Origin of the sequence: Marinobacter sp. SBS5, assembly GCF_048285575.1 — a bacterium.
Classification (GTDB): domain Bacteria; phylum Pseudomonadota; class Gammaproteobacteria; order Pseudomonadales; family Oleiphilaceae; genus Marinobacter.
In genome coordinates this window covers 1,154,190-1,173,825 of record NZ_JBLWAZ010000001.1, presented here as the reverse complement: position 1 = coordinate 1,173,825, position 19,636 = coordinate 1,154,190, and the positions used below count along the sequence as shown (strand labels likewise).

Annotated in this window: 15 protein-coding genes and 1 tRNA gene; 8 read left to right on the top strand and 8 right to left on the bottom strand. The window is 54.5% G+C overall.

The window, feature by feature from the left end:
• Positions 1–4 precede the first annotated feature (4 nt).
• On the bottom strand, positions 5–931 hold the full coding sequence (locus tag ACNQ6O_RS05490) for a flagellar protein MotY (RefSeq protein WP_418052217.1): 927 nt from the start codon (positions 929–931) through the stop codon (positions 5–7).
• Between the two features lie 154 nt (positions 932–1,085).
• Between ACNQ6O_RS05490 and pyrC the strand changes: the two genes are divergently transcribed.
• Positions 1,086–2,117 (top strand): dihydroorotase, encoded by a 1,032-nt coding sequence (gene pyrC, locus ACNQ6O_RS05485; RefSeq protein ID WP_418052216.1) that lies wholly within the window; start codon positions 1,086–1,088, stop codon positions 2,115–2,117.
• Positions 2,118–2,154: 37 nt separating this feature from the next.
• The gene (rnt, locus tag ACNQ6O_RS05480) at positions 2,155–2,811 is read left to right on the top strand and encodes a ribonuclease T (protein WP_418052215.1); all 657 of its coding nucleotides are present in this window, start codon (positions 2,155–2,157) and stop codon (positions 2,809–2,811) included.
• 72 nt (positions 2,812–2,883) lie between these two features.
• On the opposite strand, the gene ACNQ6O_RS05475 is transcribed toward rnt, so the two are convergent.
• Positions 2,884–4,869: an SDR family oxidoreductase gene (locus tag ACNQ6O_RS05475; protein ID WP_418052214.1), complete on the bottom strand. Its 1,986-nt coding sequence runs from the start codon at positions 4,867–4,869 to the stop codon at positions 2,884–2,886.
• A gap of 384 nt (positions 4,870–5,253) precedes the next feature.
• Here ACNQ6O_RS05475 and ACNQ6O_RS05470 point away from each other — a divergent pair, with 384 nt between their 5' ends.
• The 3 genes from ACNQ6O_RS05470 (at position 5,254) to ACNQ6O_RS05460 (ending at position 8,546) form a co-directional block, all read left to right on the top strand.
• Positions 5,254–5,553 carry a hypothetical protein gene (locus ACNQ6O_RS05470; protein ID WP_418052213.1) on the top strand — a complete coding sequence of 100 codons (300 nt, stop codon included), beginning with the start codon at positions 5,254–5,256 and terminating at the stop codon, positions 5,551–5,553.
• Between the two features lie 36 nt (positions 5,554–5,589).
• Positions 5,590–8,427 (top strand): insulinase family protein, encoded by a 2,838-nt coding sequence (locus ACNQ6O_RS05465; RefSeq protein WP_418052212.1) that lies wholly within the window; start codon positions 5,590–5,592, stop codon positions 8,425–8,427.
• Between the two features lie 42 nt (positions 8,428–8,469).
• Positions 8,470–8,546: transfer RNA gene (locus tag ACNQ6O_RS05460), tRNA-Arg, on the top strand.
• A gap of 105 nt (positions 8,547–8,651) precedes the next feature.
• Here the strand turns inward: ACNQ6O_RS05460 and ACNQ6O_RS05455 are convergent.
• From ACNQ6O_RS05455 to ACNQ6O_RS05440, 4 genes are read right to left on the bottom strand one after another with little or no spacing between them, the layout of a single operon-like run.
• The gene (locus ACNQ6O_RS05455; protein WP_418052211.1) at positions 8,652–9,647 is read right to left on the bottom strand and encodes a hypothetical protein; all 996 of its coding nucleotides are present in this window, start codon (positions 9,645–9,647) and stop codon (positions 8,652–8,654) included.
• Complete coding sequence (locus ACNQ6O_RS05450) at positions 9,634–10,239, bottom strand: condensin complex protein MksE (RefSeq protein WP_418052210.1); 606 nt, start codon at positions 10,237–10,239, stop codon at positions 9,634–9,636. Before ACNQ6O_RS05450 ends, ACNQ6O_RS05455 begins: the two co-directional genes overlap by 14 nt.
• Positions 10,232–11,668 (bottom strand): hypothetical protein, encoded by a 1,437-nt coding sequence (locus ACNQ6O_RS05445; protein ID WP_418052209.1) that lies wholly within the window; start codon positions 11,666–11,668, stop codon positions 10,232–10,234. Before ACNQ6O_RS05445 ends, ACNQ6O_RS05450 begins: the two co-directional genes overlap by 8 nt.
• Positions 11,661–14,600 (bottom strand): hypothetical protein, encoded by a 2,940-nt coding sequence (locus ACNQ6O_RS05440; protein ID WP_418052208.1) that lies wholly within the window; start codon positions 14,598–14,600, stop codon positions 11,661–11,663. The genes ACNQ6O_RS05445 and ACNQ6O_RS05440 overlap by 8 nt, the downstream gene beginning before the upstream one ends.
• 215 nt (positions 14,601–14,815) lie before the next feature.
• Here ACNQ6O_RS05440 and ACNQ6O_RS05435 point away from each other — a divergent pair, with 215 nt between their 5' ends.
• Together ACNQ6O_RS05435 and ACNQ6O_RS05430 are read left to right on the top strand one after the other, a co-directional pair.
• On the top strand, positions 14,816–15,463 hold the full coding sequence (locus ACNQ6O_RS05435) for an MBL fold metallo-hydrolase (protein WP_418052207.1): 648 nt from the start codon (positions 14,816–14,818) through the stop codon (positions 15,461–15,463).
• 122 nt (positions 15,464–15,585) lie between these two features.
• The gene (locus ACNQ6O_RS05430; RefSeq protein WP_418052206.1) at positions 15,586–16,248 is read left to right on the top strand and encodes a hypothetical protein; all 663 of its coding nucleotides are present in this window, start codon (positions 15,586–15,588) and stop codon (positions 16,246–16,248) included.
• A 33-nt stretch (positions 16,249–16,281) separates the two neighbouring features.
• Here the strand turns inward: ACNQ6O_RS05430 and ACNQ6O_RS05425 are convergent, their stop codons facing one another.
• Complete coding sequence (locus ACNQ6O_RS05425; RefSeq protein ID WP_418052205.1) at positions 16,282–16,905, bottom strand: L-threonylcarbamoyladenylate synthase; 624 nt, start codon at positions 16,903–16,905, stop codon at positions 16,282–16,284.
• The gene (locus ACNQ6O_RS05420) at positions 16,902–17,258 is read right to left on the bottom strand and encodes a BolA family protein (protein ID WP_418052204.1); all 357 of its coding nucleotides are present in this window, start codon (positions 17,256–17,258) and stop codon (positions 16,902–16,904) included. The genes ACNQ6O_RS05425 and ACNQ6O_RS05420 overlap by 4 nt, the downstream gene beginning before the upstream one ends.
• Before the next feature lie 120 nt (positions 17,259–17,378).
• Here ACNQ6O_RS05420 and ACNQ6O_RS05415 point away from each other — a divergent pair, with 120 nt between their 5' ends.
• Positions 17,379–19,550: a DNA topoisomerase 3 gene (locus ACNQ6O_RS05415; protein ID WP_418052203.1), complete on the top strand. Its 2,172-nt coding sequence runs from the start codon at positions 17,379–17,381 to the stop codon at positions 19,548–19,550.
• Positions 19,551–19,636 lie beyond the last annotated feature (86 nt).

Genomic DNA, 19,636 nt, shown 5'->3' with positions numbered 1-19,636 from the left:
AGGCTTAGCCAGAAAACTTGTCGCCGCTTCCGCTCGCCTGCTGAAACTCAGGGCGCTCCCCCTGCCGCTGCAAACGAATCGTCACCCTTCGGTTATCCCGGTGGCGACGCGATACCGGGAACTGATCTCCGTGACTGCGGACAATCAGCAGGTCTTCATCAAGGCCTTGAGCGACCAAATACTCCGCAACAACGTTCGCCCGTTCTTCTGACAGTGCACGGTTATCAATCCGACTCCCCACGCTGTCCGAATGGCCATCCACTAAAATGCGCTCGATCGTGGAATCAGCCATCACGTAAGTCACGATGTTATCCAACAGCGTTCGATCTGCCTCAGAAAGCACTGCGCCACCGCTGGCAAAAGGTACACGAGAGCGGCGAATTTGGTCATAGTTCACCGGCAATAGACCCGCTACACACTGCAGATAGTCCGAATATGGCGCCGAAAAATTCACGTTCGAAAGAGAGACTCTCACGGGGCCCTGATCATATCGGGATGCCCGGGTCAGAGTGGGTTGCATACCCTGCAGCAAACCCTGAGCCATCATGCTGGCCTCTCTAGCGCCAACGCTAACAGAGCGCTGGCCGTCCGATACACTTACGGTGCCAACGGGCCGAGGTGCTACGCCAGGGCGCCAAACAGGCGCTTCTACCACGAGCCGTCCTCTACCGGGCTTCATCACCGGGACGGTGGATTCCAGGTAGAACGCCAGGTCCTCTCCCGCCCGATGACTAAAAACCGCGCGCCCAAATCCGGGCACTTCATGGACCAATGAGCATTCGAACACCGATTCCGAAAGGTACCAACGGCTATTCTCAATACCGGCCCCATAACTGGATGCCGAAGCCGGGGATGCAAACGTCCACAACAGAAGTACGCTCGCTAAGGTAGCGACTTCCTTTTCTGTAGACCTGCGCTTTAACATCACCATAGAAACGCCCCGACACCCGTTAACTCATTCTCTTATTGAGTATCGGCAGCCTTGAACAATACTTGAGCCCCAGAAACACATTCAGATCGAAAACATTCGTGACGGCCTTCTGATATAATTTGCAAAATTTTTAGAGCTGCTTGGCGAATATCTCATGACCAAACAACTGACCATCACCCGCCCGGACGACTGGCATTTGCACGTTCGTGATGGCGATGTATTGAACAGTGTTGTACCGGCGACTGCCGCTTGCTTCGGCCGCGCCATCATCATGCCGAACCTAGTACCACCGGTAACCGATGCGGCATCCGCAACGGCCTATCGGGAACGGATTCTGGCGGCCGCAAATGGCACAAGCTTTGAGCCTCTGATGGTGCTCTACCTCACTGAGAGCACGACACCGGAAACCATCCGCGAAGCCAAAGCAGCGGGTGTTGTGGCGGCAAAGCTTTACCCTGCTGGCGCCACCACGAATTCAGCCTCAGGTGTCAAGGACATTCGCAACATCTATCCTGTGCTGGAAGCCATGGCTGAGTGCGGCATGCTGTTGTTGGTGCACGGTGAAGTCACCGATGCTGATATCGATATTTTCGATCGGGAAAAAGTCTTTCTGGAGCGCGTTTTAGCGCCCACCTTGGAAGCCTTCCCGGCACTGAAAGTGGTTCTGGAGCACATAACCACTGCAGACTCTGCCGAGTTTGTACGCCGCCATACCGGTGACAACCTTGCTGCAACGCTGACACCGCAACACTTGATGTACAACCGCAACCACATGCTGGTCGGCGGCATTCGCCCGCACTTGTACTGTTTGCCCATCCTCAAGCGTAATAAACATCAGGAAGCCCTACGGGAAGCCGTGGCCAGCGGAGATTCTCGCTTCTTCCTGGGTACCGATTCAGCCCCACACGCTCGCGACAAAAAAGAAGCCGCATGCGGCTGTGCCGGATGCTATTCCGCCTACGGTGCTATCGGCCTGTATGCGGAAATTTTTGAAGAGCTGGGCATTCTGGACAAGCTGGAAGCCTTCGCCAGCTTCAACGGTGCGGACTTCTACGGCTTACCAAGGAACACCGACACCATTACTCTGGTGCGCGAACCTTGGTCCATGCCAGAGCAACTGCCGCTCGCAGACGGAACCATCGTGCCGTTAAAAGCTGGTGAAACCGTTCACTGGCGCATGGCTTGATCACCATTTAATTTACAACACGAACATTGGAGTTCGCGTGTCTGACGAAAACAAACCGCTTCACCCTATGTCTCAGCGTTTCCGAGGCTTTCTGCCCGTTGTGGTAGATGTCGAAACTGCCGGCTTCAACCCGGAAAGAGACGCTCTACTGGAAATCGCAGCTGTAATGCTGACCATGGATGAAGACGGCATGCTACACCGTGGCGAGACTCATCTTCAGCAAATCGACCCGTTTGAGGGTGCCAATCTGGAGCAATCCGCATTGGACTTCACAGGCATCGACCCGTGGGACCCCGAGCGAGAAGCCGTTCCTGAGCGCGAAGGCATGAGTGAGATATTCTCCCCGATCCGTAAAGCGGTCAAAGCCTTCGACTGCAAGCGAGCCGTACTGGTTGGCCATAACGCCACCTTCGACCACAATTTTGTCTTCGCCGCTGCTATGCGCGCCGACATCAAGCGCAATCCCTTTCACCCGTTTTCGACGTTTGATACCGCCACCCTGGCGGGGCTGGCCTACGGCCATACCGTTCTGGCGCAAGCGTGCAAACTGGCCGGGATTCCGTTTGATAACAAAGAAGCGCATTCTGCCGCTTACGATGCCGAGAAAACCGCGGACCTTTTTTGCGGGATTGTGAATCGTTGGCAGGAACTGGGAGGCTTCCCGCCGCCCCCGGTCACCAGTCACGACGAGTAATCGTAAAAGGCATTATTTAAAGCCAACAAAAAACCCGCACAAGGCGGGTTTTTTGTTGCACTGCGATTCACCTTACCAGTGAATGCCACGCATGATGGCTGCGAACGCTACCTGCTCTGTAGACACTTTCGGCTTTTCGGTTGTCTTGGTACCCGCAGCCGAGGCTGAATCCGGGAACATCCGATAACCGGTGTTCATGACGATTTCGCCCACCTTCGGTGCCAACGAATGAAGTACCGAAGCAAACACGCCCAGACGGGTGGCAATACGCTTCGGACGGTACACAATGGCATCAGCCACCATCTGTGCAGCTTCTTCTGGCGTCAGAGTCGGCACGGAATCGTAAATCTTGGTTGGCGCAATCATCGGCGTTTTCACCAACGGCATGTTGATGGTAGTAAACGTCACATTGCGGTCCGACCACTCCGCTGCCGCACAACGACTGAAGGCATCCAGCGCCGATTTGGAAGCTACGTAAGCCGAGAAACGGGGCGCGTTAGTCAGCACGCCGATAGACGAAATGTTCACCACGTGACCACGACGACGCTCCAGCATGGCTGGCGCAAAGCCCATGATCAGACGCACAGAGCCAAAGTAGTTCAGCTGCATGGTGCGCTCGAAATCGTGGAAACGGTCAAACGCCAGCGACAACGAGCGGCGAATGGAACGACCGGCGTTGTTAACCAGCACGTCCACGTGCCCATGGTTGTCCAGCACTGTTTTAACAAAGCGGTCACAGTCTTCCATGTCGGAAAAATCGCACTGGTAAGCGTGAATGTTGCCGCCTTTGGCTTCAAGCTGTGCCGCGACTTCATCCAACGTTTCTTTGGTTCGAGCACCAATAACCAGGATCGCACCAGCTTCTGCCAGCTTCTCAGCCGTTGCCAGACCAATACCTGAAGTTGCGCCGGTTACCACACACACCTTGCCTTCAACCGTGCCTTTCAGGGTACGATCTTTGAACAGATCGGGATCGAGGTTACGCTCCCAGAAATCCCAGATCACGGCCGCATAGCTCGGCAGACGCGGAACTTCGATATCTGTACCTTTGAGTACTCGCTCAAGCTCACGAGTATCAAAACGGGTCGGATAGTTGATAAAAGACATGACCGAAGACGGAATGCCCAAATCATCCAAAAGCGCACCGGTGATGCGTTTTACCGGCGGCAGGCTTTTCACACTCTGACGAATGAATGGCGGAATAAACCCAAACATCCGGGAGTCAATGCGCATACCCATGCGTGGTGCATGGCCGGCTTCAGAGAAGATATTGAGAATCTCGCCCACTTTGTAAGGCTCTGAATCCACCAAGTGGAAGCAGTTACCGTCTTCGCCGTCCAGATGCGCGATGTGATCCATGGCGTTCACCACGAAATCCACTGGAACGATGTTTAGTCGGCCGCCTTCCAGACCGATAGTCGGAACCCACTGCGGCAACGCATTACGAATCTTCTGGATCATCTTAAAGAAGTAGTAAGGCCCGTCGATCTTATCCATTTCGCCTGTTTCGGAATGGCCAATCACCATGCCTGGGCGGTAAATGCGGAACGGAACTTTGCACTCTTCACGCACCACCTTCTCAGACTCATGCTTGGTACGCAGATACGGGTGTTCAAGCTTTTCAGCTTCCTCGAACATATCTTCCCGGAAGGTTCCTTTGAACAGACCAGCGGCGGCTATAGAAGATACGTGATGGAAACGTTTGGCGCCCATCGCTTCGGCAGCCTGAACTGCCGCACGGGTACCTTCAATATTGGTTGCAGCCTGAGCTTCCTCGTCTGCGCTCATGTCGTACACAGCAGCAAGGTGGAAGAAGTGGTCAACATTTCCTTCCAGAGCTTCCATGGCGGCGCCATCGATACCTAAACTGTTGCTGGTCAAATCGCCAATGACGGCCTTGATGCGACTCTCATCTACACCTAGGCGCTCGCGCAGTTCAACCAACTTGCCCTGGGATTGTTCCCGCACCAGAACGTGCACCGTACCGCCACGGGCCAACAGCTTTTCTACCAAAAAACGACCGATAAAACCGGTGCCACCTGTCAGGAAATAATTCATAGAAAATTCGTCCTACTTGTTACTTATGTATTGTTCTTTTACCACGACCATAAGACCAAAGTATTAGTCCGGATGTGGAACGCTCGCATTCTACTTAATTGCTGCTTGCATGTATCGAACTTTATTAGAGCTTTTGCTCTTTAACCCATTGTTTTTATTAGAGCCATTACTCTAGATTGCGCGTATTCACGAGCAGGATCATGCCCATTTTTCCGTCACAATGAACTTGAGATTAGCACAAGAAACCGAAGCTGCCTGCCTAGATCCCGCTAATTACCAAGGAGAAATGCAAGCATCGCCCGGCAATGCCATAATCGGGAACTTCCGACGCCTTTCGGCGTCTCTAACAGTCACTCACTCTCACCAAGGTTTATCAAACCAACCATGCCGAAAGACAATCCAAACACCGAACGCTATATCGCCATTGCCCGTGCCTGCTTGAAAGCGATCAACGATACCGCAGCCGACAAAGGCTCGAGAGAAGAAAAAATCGAGGCAGTTTACAAGGCCATCGATAAAGCATTTCAGAAAGAATTTGCGGACTACCGCCAGTCCGTTGCCATTATGGCCACCGTGCTCGAGCGCATCGCTTCTGGCGAGCTGGATGCAGACCAAGCAGCCAATCTGGCCAAAAAGACTCTGTCCCAGCAGCCGGACAACAACAGCTCCGGCCAAGTGCACTAAGCCCCTTACAAACGAATCCCGATTAGATGAGGCCCCATGACCGTTAAACGCCCCCTGTTCCGACGTTTGTATCGATTACCACCTTTGCTGCTTCTACTGGCCAGCCTGCTGCCTAGCGCGCATACCCAAGCAGAAACCGAGCCACGTAAAAGCCCCAACGACCCGAACAGCTATCGATACCTGGAACTTAATAACGGTCTGCGCGTCATTTTGGTGTCGGATAAAGAGGCGGATAAAGCCGCCGCCTCTCTCAACGTAGCCGTGGGAAGCGGCAATGACCCGGCCGACCGGGAAGGACTGGCTCATTTTCTCGAGCACATGCTGTTCCTCGGCACTGAGAAATACCCAGAGGCTGGCGAGTATCAGCAATTTATCCGCAGCCACGGTGGCAGCCACAACGCATTCACCGCTTTCGAGAACACCAATTATTTCTTCGATGTTGAGAGCGAGTTCCTGGAAGCCGCACTGGATCGTTTTGCCGAGCAATTCTCACACCCGCTCTTTACACCAGAGCTGGTGGATCGTGAACGTAACGCCGTTCATTCCGAATTCAGCGCCAAGCTTAAAGAAGATGGACGGCGCTTACTCTCAGTCAGAAAAGCGGCCGGCAACCCGAATCATGCCTTCAGCAAGTTTTCTGTTGGCAACCTGACCACGCTTGAAAATACCGAAGAGAATCCCCTACGGCCGGATCTCATCGAATTCTGGAAACAAAACTATTCAGCCAACGTCATGACCTTAGCAGTGTATGGCCCGCAGTCTCTGGACGAGCTTGAGCGCATCGTTAAGCATCGCTTCAATGCCATAGCGAACCGAGACCTAGACGTCATCAAACACTCTGAACCCTTGTACAGCCCCGAGCAGCTGCCCACACGTATTACCGCTGAAACGCTGAAAGACAGCCGGAGCCTTTCGCTTTCGTTCCCGATCGCCTCACAACAGGCAAACTACACCACAAAACCGGCCTCATACGTGGCGAACCTGCTAGGCCACGAAGGCCCGGGTAGCCTGTTCGATGTACTCAAACGCGCCGGTTTGGTGGAAACCATGTCGGCCGGGCTAGGCATGGATACGGGCACTCACGCAACGCTTAACATCAGCATGTCGTTGACCCGGGAAGGACTAAAACACCAGGATGACATTCTTGCTCTGGTTTTCCGCTACATCGACTTAATTAAAGCCGACGGCATCAGCCAAGAGCGTTTTGAAGAGATGAAACAACTGGCGCTCATCGATTTCCGCTTTCATGAACGCGGCGAACCGGTGCGCGAAGCCATGCGTTTATCCAGTCTGCTGAGAGACTACCCAGCCAAAGACATTCTGAGCGCGCCCTACGTAATGGAACGCTACGCTCCTAAGCAGTATCAAGCGATCCTGGAACGGCTTACCCCCGACAATCTGGTGCTTATGGTGTCTGCGCCAGAGCAAAACTTGAAGAACCCGGAGCTGACCAAGTGGTATGAAACGCCTTGGCAGCAAGAACCGCTAACGGTAGCGACCGCGGTCAATCAAGCCTTGGCCGAACAGCTGGCCTTGCCTCCCGCCAACCCGCTTGTACCGGAGAACCTGGATTTGGTTACGGGGGACAGCATGCCTCACCCCGTAATGCTGAGTGGCTCTGACGGGATGCGTGTGTGGTACGCCCGCGACACCCAATTCAACACCCCGAAAGCCAACGTCTTCATCAGCCTGCGCAGCCCCATTGCCCGCGCTTCCGCACGCAATACCGTGCTGACTCAATTGCTGGTGGACGCGATCAAAACGAACCTCAACTCTTGGGCCTATTCGGCGCAGCTCGCCGGCCTCAATTACAGCGTGTACCCTCACCTCCGCGGCGTAACCATTCGCGTGGGCGGATACAACGACAAACTCCACGAGTTGCTCAACCGTATTTTGCTGGAATTCGCCGACCCCATGATCACCGAACAGCGCTTCCGGATTGCCCGTCAGCGACTGATCGATGGCCTGGAGAACAAATCGAAAAACCGCCCGGTTCAGCAAACGTCTGAATTTATACAGACCGCACTGTTGAACGGCACCTTCCCCGAGAAGGAAAAACTTGCGGCGGCAAAAGACGTAACCCTCGACGATCTGATCCGCTTCGGCTCAGACTTCACAAAGGCCATGGACCCAGTGATGCTAGCCCACGGCAACCTGACCGAAGCGACGGCCCTAAACCTCGCCAAACAGGTAAGCGCCGTTGTGCTCAGCGAAAGCGAGCAAGTGGCCGTAGAGCGCTCTCGGGTAAAACAATTACCTGACGGAGAAACCGAGGCAACCCTTAACGTCGAACACCCAGACACTGGGTACACCTTGTACTTGCAAGGCAAGAATAGATCTTATGAGGAGCGTGCTCGCTACCAATTACTTGCTCAGATCGTGAGCAGCCCGTTCTATGAAGAACTGCGAACCACCAAACAACTCGGCTACATTGTCTACGCCACTGGCTTCGAAATCCTGGAAACCCCCGCTCTAGGGCTGGTTGTCCAGTCCCCCGAAGCCAGCGCCACAACGATAGACGATGCTGTAACCGAGTTTGCTAACCGCTTCGGCGCAGAACTGGCCAAGCTAACGCCCAGCCAGCTAGACCGTGAAAAGCAGGCCGTTATTAGCAAATTGATGAGTAAGGACCGGCAGCTCGGAGATGTCTCAGCCCGTTACTGGCGGGAAATCGACCGGGAGAACTACGACTTCAACAGCCGTGAAGCGTTAGCCGAGGCGATTAAAGACGTCACACTGGCCGAACTGAAGCAGACCTTTGAAGATACGCTGATCAAACGACATCGAGCATTTAAAGTGCTGACAGGCCAAGGTGAAACCAATCAGGATGAGATTCTGAGTAAGCTGCGTCAGCGTGAGTCTGTGGCCCCTTGAGCCACGGGCTCATGCCCGTTATTATACCGCCTCTTCTGAAATGCCTCCGTAGCTCATCTGGATAGAGCGTCCCCCTCCTAAGGGGAAGGTAACAGGTTCGAGTCCTGTCGGGGGTACCATCCCTATTTGAACCTCTCTTCAAAGCCACCCCAACGAAACTAATCAACGAGACGCTTTCGACTGGGTTAAGCACCGCCTCCCTGCAATGAAACTGTGCGTTTTTCCTAGGTTTGACGAGCAGGAATCGCCCAACGCACGACTCCGGACAGCCAACTGAGCGCTATGAGCAGGGGAAGAAGAACGATAAACCAGCCGGGCAACTGCACCATCCACGCAGGCACACCCAAAACCGATGCCGCTCCGGCGAACAGGTCGTTGAGAATGGCGGGGTGCTTCACCGTCACATACGCCAGTGCGATCAAGGCAGGCCATTTTGCGTTGCTGACCATTGCCGATGCTACTTGGCCAGCACGAGCCAATCGTGCCGAATAACTGGCCGTTCTGGTGGTTACAGAAGCAGACCGCGCTGTGTTCGCCGCCAACCTGCCCGCTTTGAGAAATTTCACTGCACTGCCAATGATCACCGCGTCTACCGCCGCCCAGCCCAAATCGCTGGCGCGAATCTCCTGATCGGTTCGGTATCGGGTTTCCAGCGTGCGTATGCCACTCATGAAGAACTGGGCAATCCCTTCAGTGATTCGTTCGGTCCAGATCCACTCAATGGCGCCGTCCGGTGCCACGCGAAACTGTCCGGTGAAATCATCACCTTCTTGATTGGCGAAGTTCACGGCGTACCAAGCGCGCTGCTCGGGACTCAAGGCTGCCTCGCCACCGGTAATGCGGTTTAATACTTCAATGCTGGTTACGGAGTTTCGGTAGAAGTGAATAATCGGTGGGATGAGGCTTTCTCCCTGCGCCCTCAATGCCCGCCTGAATTCGGGCTCTTCACCAAAAAGCTCAAGCAGCAAGGGCGTGTGTTCAGGGTACACATGCAGGGCTGATAGTGTCTTTAGCCACAGCAGAGAATCGGTTTGGTAATCCAGCAGCAGCGCCTGAATGGGCAACGGCTGCTTTAGTAGTTCTGGATGCTGTCTAAACTGATCATGGGCAGAAATAGTGATCAGCCGCTCCTCAACCATCATGGGCTTGGCAAAGGCAGCAATCAGGGCGGCAACCAGCAACGCCAGTGCCGCAGGCCAAAGAAGCCTATGCCTGCTCATATTCCCTGACCAGCTCTTCCAGGAAGTGCATCCCGGCCGAGCTCAAAAAGTATCGGTTCGCTCCACTGCGGAACATCAAATTGCGTTTACCCAAATAGTCCAAAGCTTCCGGCAAGCCTTTCTCGAATCGAGCCGCTCGCAGGATTTCCAGATATTCCTCATCCGCGCCCATCGCCTCCAGATCCTGCTCCCCGAGCCCCGCATCAGGGCGCGCCAGATACTCGAGATCACGGCCACTTCGAGCAAAGTAACGACCGATCAAAAGAAGAACCACCTGCACCCGGAAGGCGTTTTCATCGTGCTCTTCGGTTTCATCGTCGCTGCTTTCTTTCAGGAAAAAGAAGGAGCCTTCATCGTTAAACACCAGTTCACAACCCAAGTGTTCGTAGAAGGTCCGGAAATGGGACAGGTGGTTGTACAGCAGGTTGTACAAAGGGTTCGCCACCAGTTCGGAGCGGTTGTTATCCCACAGTTCCCGAACAATGACGCGGCCCGCCTGAAACTCCCGGTACAAAGCGGCACTGTGCGCCGGCAGGACCTCATCGAAGCTGCTGGTGGATTGATCCAGTTGTGGGCTGTTCAGGTCAGTCATGGTTTTTCTCTGCTTGTAATTCCAATCGGCGCTTCCGGTACACAAACTGTTCAGAAGGAGGCTCTGCCGTTTCCGTTGTTTCTTGCGGTGTTTCCAGTGCGCGGAAACGGTTGGTGGTTACCACCTGAAAGCCGTCCGGCGGAGTGTTCACCATACGATTAAGGGCCGCCAGCAAGTCCGGGAACCGGTACCCCGGAATAAACCCTTCCAACCGGCCATGAAGCTCTCGCACCAAATCGTTGGTTGGCCGAAGCTCCAGCGTTTCCAGCCATTGATAGAGCTGGTTGATGCGCTGCACATCCACTCGAGCCGCGCGGCCACTGCCCTCCACTTGTTGCAGCTCCGGCACTTCTGCCTTGCGGCGCAAATCCGCCAGGCGTAAATCCAGCTCACTGAATAGCAACTGGTAATAGCTGGGCGAATCGCCAAAGGCATAATGTTTCGGGCGTTGCTGTGCCCTTAGCCCCACCAGAAAGCCGGTGCTTCGGGCAAAGTCGCCGCCTTCCAGCCACTTCCGGCGCAGGCTCAAGGTTTCGGTTTCACCCTTGAGTTCCCGCAGTTTGCCGTAGAAATGCTCCATAGCGTTGTACTGCACCATGCCCCGGCGGGTTTTGCGCAGGAAATGCTCCACCTCATGCGCCACGGCTTGAATCGGTTTATAGAGCGCATTGAGACTGAGGGAAGATCGAAACAGCTGATCCGCCAGACTGTGATCGCCGTGGGTTTCCAACAAGCGAACCATGGCTTCCAGGGTTTCAAACAAGTTGCTGCCATCTGGCAGGCGGGTGTCTGGGTTCAGGAACACCAACGTGGGTTTGATGTGACGCTCATACAGGGTAACGATCTGCTCCAGCAGGTTCTGCCGAAACTCCAGAAACTTCTCCGGGGCCCGGCTGGCATCACCGGACAACTCCGCAAATTGAGCGCTGATCGTCTGCATGCGCAGAACATTCTGGCGTAACAGGCCGATCAGCTGACTGACTCGTTCGTTCAGGTCGTCCCTTAGTTCGGTGAAATCCGGGTCGGCTTCACTAAAACTGCTGGTTTCCAGCCGGTTTCGAACGTCCCGCAAGGTCACCAAATGGCCTCGTAGGCGTGCGTCGGTCAACTCCTGATACAGCGAGGCATTGCAGGCGCGCATCAGATTGATCAGCGCATCCTGAAACACCAATCGGCGTTCGCCTTCGGCTTTAATAATGTCGATCACCAAGCCCGAGCGGAACAGGTTGTCGGTGTTCATCGCCAACCGTACCCGATCCCGATCGGCACCGGACAGGCTGCGGGTGTATTCAATCACCTCGGCCACCAAGTCACTTTCACGGACGTAACGGGCTTCGTGCCGGTCCATTCGTTCAATCAACCGAAACAGAATTTTCGGGTGGTCAAACAACAGCCGGGTGGTATCCAGCGTGCTGAAACGCTTACTCATCCGCCAGCTCCAACAAGCTGTTCTGGGTATGATCCGCCCAATGGCTGACTGGCTCACCACCGGTGAAGCCTTCAGCACCGCCCCAGAACACCAACGTTCGTTGCGGGCTATAGGGGCGAGAGGTACGCATCTGCCCTACTTCTAGATGGCGACCAATCAGATAAATCACTTCGGCACTGGCACTGTGGGTGGCCGCAGAGAACAAGTTAAAGCCCTGCTGGCTGAGCCGATCAAGCAGGCCCGGCATCTGGCTGACATCCACACTGGCCAATTCATCCAGCACCATCGGGAACGACAATTTCACGCCCGGGTATAACACGCGCTTGAGCAACCGGTACACCAGCTCCAGATTGATGAGCGCAGTCGTGGAAGTCGACTGACCCTTTTTATCCAGGCTGGTAGCGTTTTCCTTTCGAGTTCGATAGGAAATGCCGGTGATCACCTTATCCATCGTTAGGCGCTTGCTGCCCTGCTCACCGAAGAAGTCCGCCACGAACACCCGCAGCCGATCATAAAAAGCCTCGGACTGAAGTTGACTGCCGTATGGGTCGATGTTGTTGGCTTCTTCCACCAGATTGCGGAATTTCGGATCGGTGTGGATATCCACCCGAATTTCCACCAAATCGTTAATCTGAACCCCTTCCAGCTCCCGGTTGAGCTGGGCTTCAAATCGGCTGATGAATTCGTGGTTGGAGGTCAGCGCCTGAACATAGCTGGCGACGGTTTCATTGTGAACAGAGATCTGTTCGTTCAGCACGCGCCAACGCTCAGTTAGCGCGGCAAACAGGTCTGACAAACCTTTAAAGGTGTCGCGGATGACCGCCGAGGACGGGCTGTCTTTTTGCAATTCACCGGCGGTGTCTTCATACACGCCCAAGTACACGAACTGGCGCAAATGATCGAGAATGTTCCGGCGCAGGGCGTCCAGCTCATCCAGCTGGTTTTGCAGGTCATCAAAGGCAGCCACGGACACCTTTTCCACCGCTAGCGGCTGTTCAGCCTGCACCGCTTTCAGGTGCTGGAATCGATGCTCTGCCGTGCCCACGCTACGGCTCAGTTGCGCCAGTTCCCGCTCCCGCTCCTCAATGCGCTCCTTCTCAGCACGAGCTTTCGCGGTTTTTTGCTGCACCGCGTCCATTTTCTCCTGCTCTAAGCGGGCTTGTTCGTCCAGCTTAGCCAGCGTTTCTTCCGCGGCTTTGCGCTCTTCGGTCGCATCCCGAAGGGTGGTTTCTGCGGCAGGGTAACGAGCCAAGGTTTCCAGATCTTTATCGATGGCCCGAATTTCTTTTTCCGTACGTTCAATCAGCCGAGGCCGATCTTGTTCGTTGCCCGTGGTGCCGGCCAATTCCGAACGTTCTTTCTCTAAGCCGTTCAGCTCACCGTCCAAACGCCGACGTTGTTCCGCATAGTCTTCCTGCCGGGCCGGCTGCCCCGGGTATTCGATATCAAACCAGTCGTACCCTTTGCCGCTGGGTGCAAACAAGTTGGCAAAGGCTTCGATGGTGGATTTACTTGCCGCATCCAGCGTTTGCCCAGGGCTTGCCATCATCAACTTCGGGTCCACGGCACGCAGGGGTGCAGCGACAGACTCATCCAGCTGGTTTTGTAATTGCCACTGCTGTTTGCTTTCCCGCTCAGCCAACGCTGCCAGTTTGCTTTCCAGATTACGTTTCTGGGCATCCATCTGAGCGAGGCGAATTTCTGCTTGGGCCGCACTCTTCAGCGCGTTTAGATGGCCCTGTTTGTTTTCCCGGTCTTCTTTCAGGACTTCTTCGATTTCCTGCAGCGTCATGGTGCCGTATTGGGCAACCAGCAACTCACCATTTTGTTTGTCCTGCTCGGCACGATTCAGGTTTCGCTCAGCCGCACGGACTTCTCCTTTCAGGCTATTGGTTTCCTGCTCCAGCTTTTTCAGGTTTTGCACAACGTGCTTCAGGATTTCGTTCTGCTCGCTATAGGCTTCGGCCGCGGTTCGCCGCTGCGTGCCTACTTGCTCCAATCCAGCGGTGAGGCCCTCTCGAAAAGCCGCAAAGTCATGCTGGCTCCGCAACAGGGTCTGATATTTTTGATAATCACCGTTCAGCTTTTCAAATCGAGGTCGTTCTTTTTCAATCCGATTGAGCTGATTTTGTTGCTGTTTAAGGTGCTCGTGATGATTTAGGAATTCATCGATATTGAAATCAAAGGCATCGTCCGAAAACTTCTTGTCGGCCTCAACAATACTGGCCACCGCGTTGGCCATGGCGCGATCATCCGCCTTCATTTCAAACAGCAGCAGAATCAGTGTGCGCAGCGATTGCACCTTGCGTTCATCCGATTCGCCCAAAGGCAAAACGGAGTAACGCACAGCGTCTGCATTCATCAGCTCGCTGCTATAGAGCATCGACTTCAGGCGGGCTGGATCATTCACGAACCGAGTGTCTTTGGACAGCTTTTTCAGAGATTCGGATAGCCGACTGAAAGACAATTCCGGGACCGCTTGGCCAATGCCGTCCGGGTCATCGCCATTCCAGAATAGTGGCCGTAGTTGCTCGTAAGGCACCGGCACAATGGCCCGGCCATAGCTCAGCTGGCTGCTGTTATCCCGATACAAAATCTGGCAATGGGTGCCTGCGGGGTTCTCAGCTTCCATAATCAGGAAACTGAACTTGCCCGGGAAATAATGCTGATAGCTTTCTTCGTTGCTGTAAAAGCTACCGGCGCTGGCGTTCCGGAACGCAAACTTCTTCCGACTGTTCTTGAAGTTGTTTTCAGGTAACAGGAACAAGCGTAAAGAATTCAATAGACTGGACTTACCCAAGTTCCCCGGCCCCAAAATCAGGCCGTGATGAGTCACGGGAACCTCGACGTAACAGAAGCCGGCCGAATCCACCAGCACCAAGCGGCGTACGCCAAAGTTGAACGCGCTAGGACTTGCCTGAGAATCAGTCATCCAGAATCATCTCCTGTTCCATAAATTTGCCCGTGCTGCGAAATGCCCGAGCCAAACCAACAAACCCCAGATCTTCCGCCAGCGAGACGTCTTTTGTAAACCGTTCCGTGTTTTTCGTAGTACTTCTTAGCCCTTCAACAACCCTCCAACTTGAAAACTCGAGCCTGCGGCCAAATACCATTACCATAACGCCAAAATACAAGTTGAGGCCGATTATGTCCCTTAAGTACCGAATTGTGCCGGTAACGCCTTTCGAACAAAACTGCACGCTGATCTGGTGTGAAGACACTATGAAAGCCGCCGTGGTTGATCCCGGAGGGGATCTTGACCGTATCCAGGCAGCTATTGAAGCCGAAGGCGTCACCGTTGAAAAGATTCTACTGACCCACGCTCACATCGATCATGCCGGCGGCACAGCCGAACTGGCCAGAGCATTAGATATTCCCATTGTAGGGCCGCATAAAGAGGATAATTTCTGGATTCAGGGACTGCCCATGCAAGCCCAAATGTTTGGCTTTGCAACGCCGGAAGTGTTCACCCCCGACCGCTGGCTAGAAGATGGCGACACTGCAACCGTAGGCAACCAGACATTGGAAGTGCTCCACTGCCCCGGCCACACACCGGGTCATGTGGTGTTTTACCACCGGGACTCTGACCTAGCCCTAGTAGGTGACGTACTGTTTAACGGGTCCATCGGCCGCACCGATTTTCCAAAAGGCGACCACGGCACACTGATCCGCTCTATCCGCGAAAAACTTTTCCCGCTGGGCGACAGTGTTACGTTCATCTCAGGCCACGGCCCAATGTCAACGTTCGGCCATGAGAAGGCCACCAACCCGTTTGTGTCTGATCACCGGGGTTGATTAATCCCGGCTTATTTCCTCCTGCGGCAACCTAGATTGGCACGATAACTGCTCAACCCTTTACTAGGACTGCATAGCAACAGAATTCCGGCAGATTATTGCCGCTCAGGAGGAAACCCGTCATGTCTTTGCTGACATCTCTCATTCAAGCCAGTACTCGTTTTCAGCAAACCATGGACACCCGTCAGGCGCCCTCTGACAAGACCGACGACAGGGTGACCAATGCCCCCAAAAAGCTGGAAGCTGCTGGAAGCCCGGGCGGAGACCGCTTCACCCCATCGGACCAAGCGGCACAAGATCCTGCCGACGTGAAGGTTCAAAAAATTCCGTTGCATCAATATAAGCAAACGGTGGCGCAGGACCTTTCCTATATTAGAGACACGCTGCGGCACAAACTTGCCGAGTACAATTTGCACCCTGCTACGGCAGTGAATGTCAGCAAAGGCGAGGACGGAAAGACCGTTGTTGAAGGCAAAGTACCTGATGAGATTCGGGGAAAAATAGAACAAGACTTGAACAACAATCGCGACTTTGCAGATGCATTTAGTCGCCTGAGTGTCAGCGAGCCGACGCTGCACTTTATGGATAACGCCTTAAAACTGAACCAGGCCTATGGCGTCCGAAATTCCTTGTTAAGCGCATTAGTAAGTGAAAACCAGCAATTCAATGGCTTGCAGGATGTGCTTCACCGCTATGACAGCCTACGCCGCAATACCAATGCAAATCAGCCAATGGCCGTGAGCGACTCGCAACGCTACGCATTCAACTTGAACGCCCGGGCCTGATCAGGCCCGGTTACCTCACTCACCTGAATGCATTTAAGCCTGGAAAGGCGCCGGATCACCTTTACCGACCCGAGTAACCTCCGGTGCATCTCCAGTAAAGTTAACGACTGTTGTCGCTTCCATGCCGCAGAACCCGCCGTCGATGATCAAGTCCAGTTCTTTTTCCAAGGCGTCACGGATGTCCTCGGGGTCGGTCATGGGTTCGGTTTCATCCGGCAACATCAGGGTGCTGCTCATGATAGGCTCACCTAGTTCGCCCAACAGTTCTCTGACAATGGCGTTGTCCGGTACCCGAACACCGATTGTGCGACGTTTTGGGTGCAACAAGCGGCGAGGCACTTCACTGGTGGCATCCAAAATGAAGGTATAAGCACCAGGGGTGAAGGTTTTCAACAGTCGATATTGGGTGTTATCGACTTTGGCGTACACGCCGATGTCAGAGAGGTCACGACACACCAAGGTGAAGTTGTGCTTATCGTCCAGCCGGCGAATCCGCTTGATTCTGTCGGCGGCTTGTTTGTCACCCAAGTGGCACCCTAGCGCATAGCCGGAGTCGGTCGGATACGCAATCACCCCACCGCTACGGATAATATCCACTGCCTGCTTGATCAAACGTTTTTGTGGGTTTTCAGGATGAATTTGAAAAAACTGGCTCATGAATTAACTCCCTGTTTCAACTTAGCGGCCATTGAGGCGTCGCCCTTGGAACCGCCCATGCAATTTGGCGAATCGGGGGTTGCCTGCCCGGTTTTCGCCCATTCCTCTGGCGTATACAAGTGCAACGCCAAGGCATGTACCGGCCCGGCAAGCTCTTCGGCCAGCACTTTATAAATCAACTGGTGACGCTTCACTTTCATAACCCCGTTAAACGCGCCGGAAACCAGGGTTACCTTAAAATGCGTTTCGGAATTCGGCGGCACCGAATGCATATGGCTCTCGTTTTCCACCATCAGGTGCCGCGCGTCAAATGCGTTAGCAAGCTTGGCTTCAATGGTATTCTGAACTTGCATAGTCACTTACCCTCCAATCTATATAGCCCCAGTCTACTACACAAAGCGTGGTAGCTCAGAGCCTTGACACCACGGAGCGAAAGCGCCACATTCCGGTGCCCTTTATAGAATTGAAACACCATGCACCTGTATATAGCTGAAAAACCCAGTTTGGCACGTGCCATTGCCGCCACCTTGCCCGGCCCCTACCAAAAAGGCCAGGGCTGGATTCGCTGCGGTGATGGCCATAATGCCGTGACGGTCAGTTGGTGCATTGGTCACTTACTAGAACCTGCGGAACCCGCCAGCTACAACCCGGCATGGAAGCGTTGGCGCCTGGAAGATTTGCCGATGTTTCCGGATCAATGGCAGTTGATCCCGAAAGACAGCGTTAAACAACAGTTCAAGGTTCTAGAATCGCTCATTCGAAAAGCCAAACTGATCACCCACGCCGGCGACCCGGACCGCGAAGGTCAGTTGCTGGTGGATGAGGTCATTCGGTTTGTCGGCTCGCAAGCACCGGTGAAGCGAATTCTGATTAACGACCTCACTCCGAACGCCGTTGCTCGTGCCATCGCCAACCCGAAAGAAAACCGGGAGTTCCGTCGGCTGTCCCATTCAGCCCTTGCCCGGCAGAGAGCCGACTGGCTTTACGGTATCAACCTCACTCGGTTTTATACGCTCACGTACCAACAACAAGGTGAGCAAGGTGTCTATTCCGTTGGCCGTGTGCAAACACCGGTTCTAGGTTTGGTGGTCGAACGGGACAATGCCATCGAACACTTCGAGCCAAAACCCTGGTTCCGCATTGAAGGGGTGTTTCAGGCTTCCGAGGAGGAGTCAGACCCGCGCCCCTTTACGGCCCGCTGGCTCTCGGATGACCAATTCCAAGATCACTTGGATGAAGAAGGCCGCTTACTCAACCGCGACATCGCGAATGAGATCGTCAGCGCAGTAAACGGTCGGCCCGGTCGAATTGTTGAATCCCGCTTTCGGGACCGCCCCGAGTCGCCACCCCTGCCGCTGTCGCTCTCGGCTCTGCAAATTGAAGCCGGCCGACTGTTCCGCATGGGTGCCAAAGAGGTGTTGGATACCGCCCAAAATCTCTATGAGCGCCACCAGCTCATCACTTACCCGCGTTCCGATTCCCGTTACTTACCGGAAGAGCATTTCAGTCAGCGCGAGCAAGTGATCCGTGCCATCAGCCGAGCAGCGCCCGATCTGGCCCCCCATACGGAACAACTCGACAGCAACCGCAGATCTGCCGCCTGGAACGATAAAAAGGTCGATGCTCACCACGCGATCATTCCCACAGTTCGGCCCTCGGCCAACGGCAAACTCACGGCTGCAGAACAGAAAATCTATGGTCTGGTCAGCCGCTACTACTTAATGCAGTTCTGTCAGGACGCGGTGCACCGGGAAGGCAGGCTCACCGTTCAAGTTCAAGAGCACAAGTTCCGGGCTACGGAAACCGCGCTCCTCAGCCCTGGCTGGAAAGCACTGGAACTGAAGCTAAAAGACAAAAACAGCGACCCCCAGAAGCCCCCGCTGCCACGGCTAGAGCAGAACGAACCGACCATCTGCAATCAGGCAGAAGTGAAGGAACGCAAGACTCAGCCGCCGCAGCACTTTACGGACGCGACGCTGCTTTCAGCAATGACCAACATCGCCCGCTTTGTGGCGGATGCAGAGCTGCGCAAAACCCTTCGAGAAACCGACGGCCTCGGCACAGAAGCCACTCGCGCCGCGATCATTGATACGTTGTTCAAACGCGATTACCTAGTGCGGGAAAAACGCTTTATTCGTGCCACAGACAAAGGCAAGGCGCTGATCGCCGCACTACCCGATTCGGCACGCACACCCGACCGAACGGCAGTATGGGAGGCGACGCTGGAGGGTATTCGCCGGGGCGAAGACGACCCCAAAGCCTTTCTTGAAACCCTGAAAGACGAAATACGGGGCTTCATCAATCGGCTGGAAGCACCCCAAACTGCGTGCGCCAACGAAACCAGCATCCATTGCCCCAAGTGCCGAACCCCCATGGTGCAGAGAGAGGGTAAGTTTGGCGCATTCTACGCCTGCACCCGCTATCCGAAATGCACCGGCACACGCCCCCTGGAAGACAGCCAACCCCAGGATGGAACCGGCCAAAAACCGGTACCCTGCCCACACTGTTTTTCACCACTGGTTCGTCGCCAAAGCAAAAAAGGCTGGTTCTGGGGCTGCAGTAATTTCCCTACGTGCCGACAAACAGTGAATGACGACAACGGAAAGCCCGCATTAGGGTTACGGAATAGTACATATCGTCACTGAAACACCGTTCATTTTCTGGGATAATCGGCACGGCTGCAGAGTGCATCGTATTTGTCACTCCGCACACCGTTCTCCGCACCAAGCAT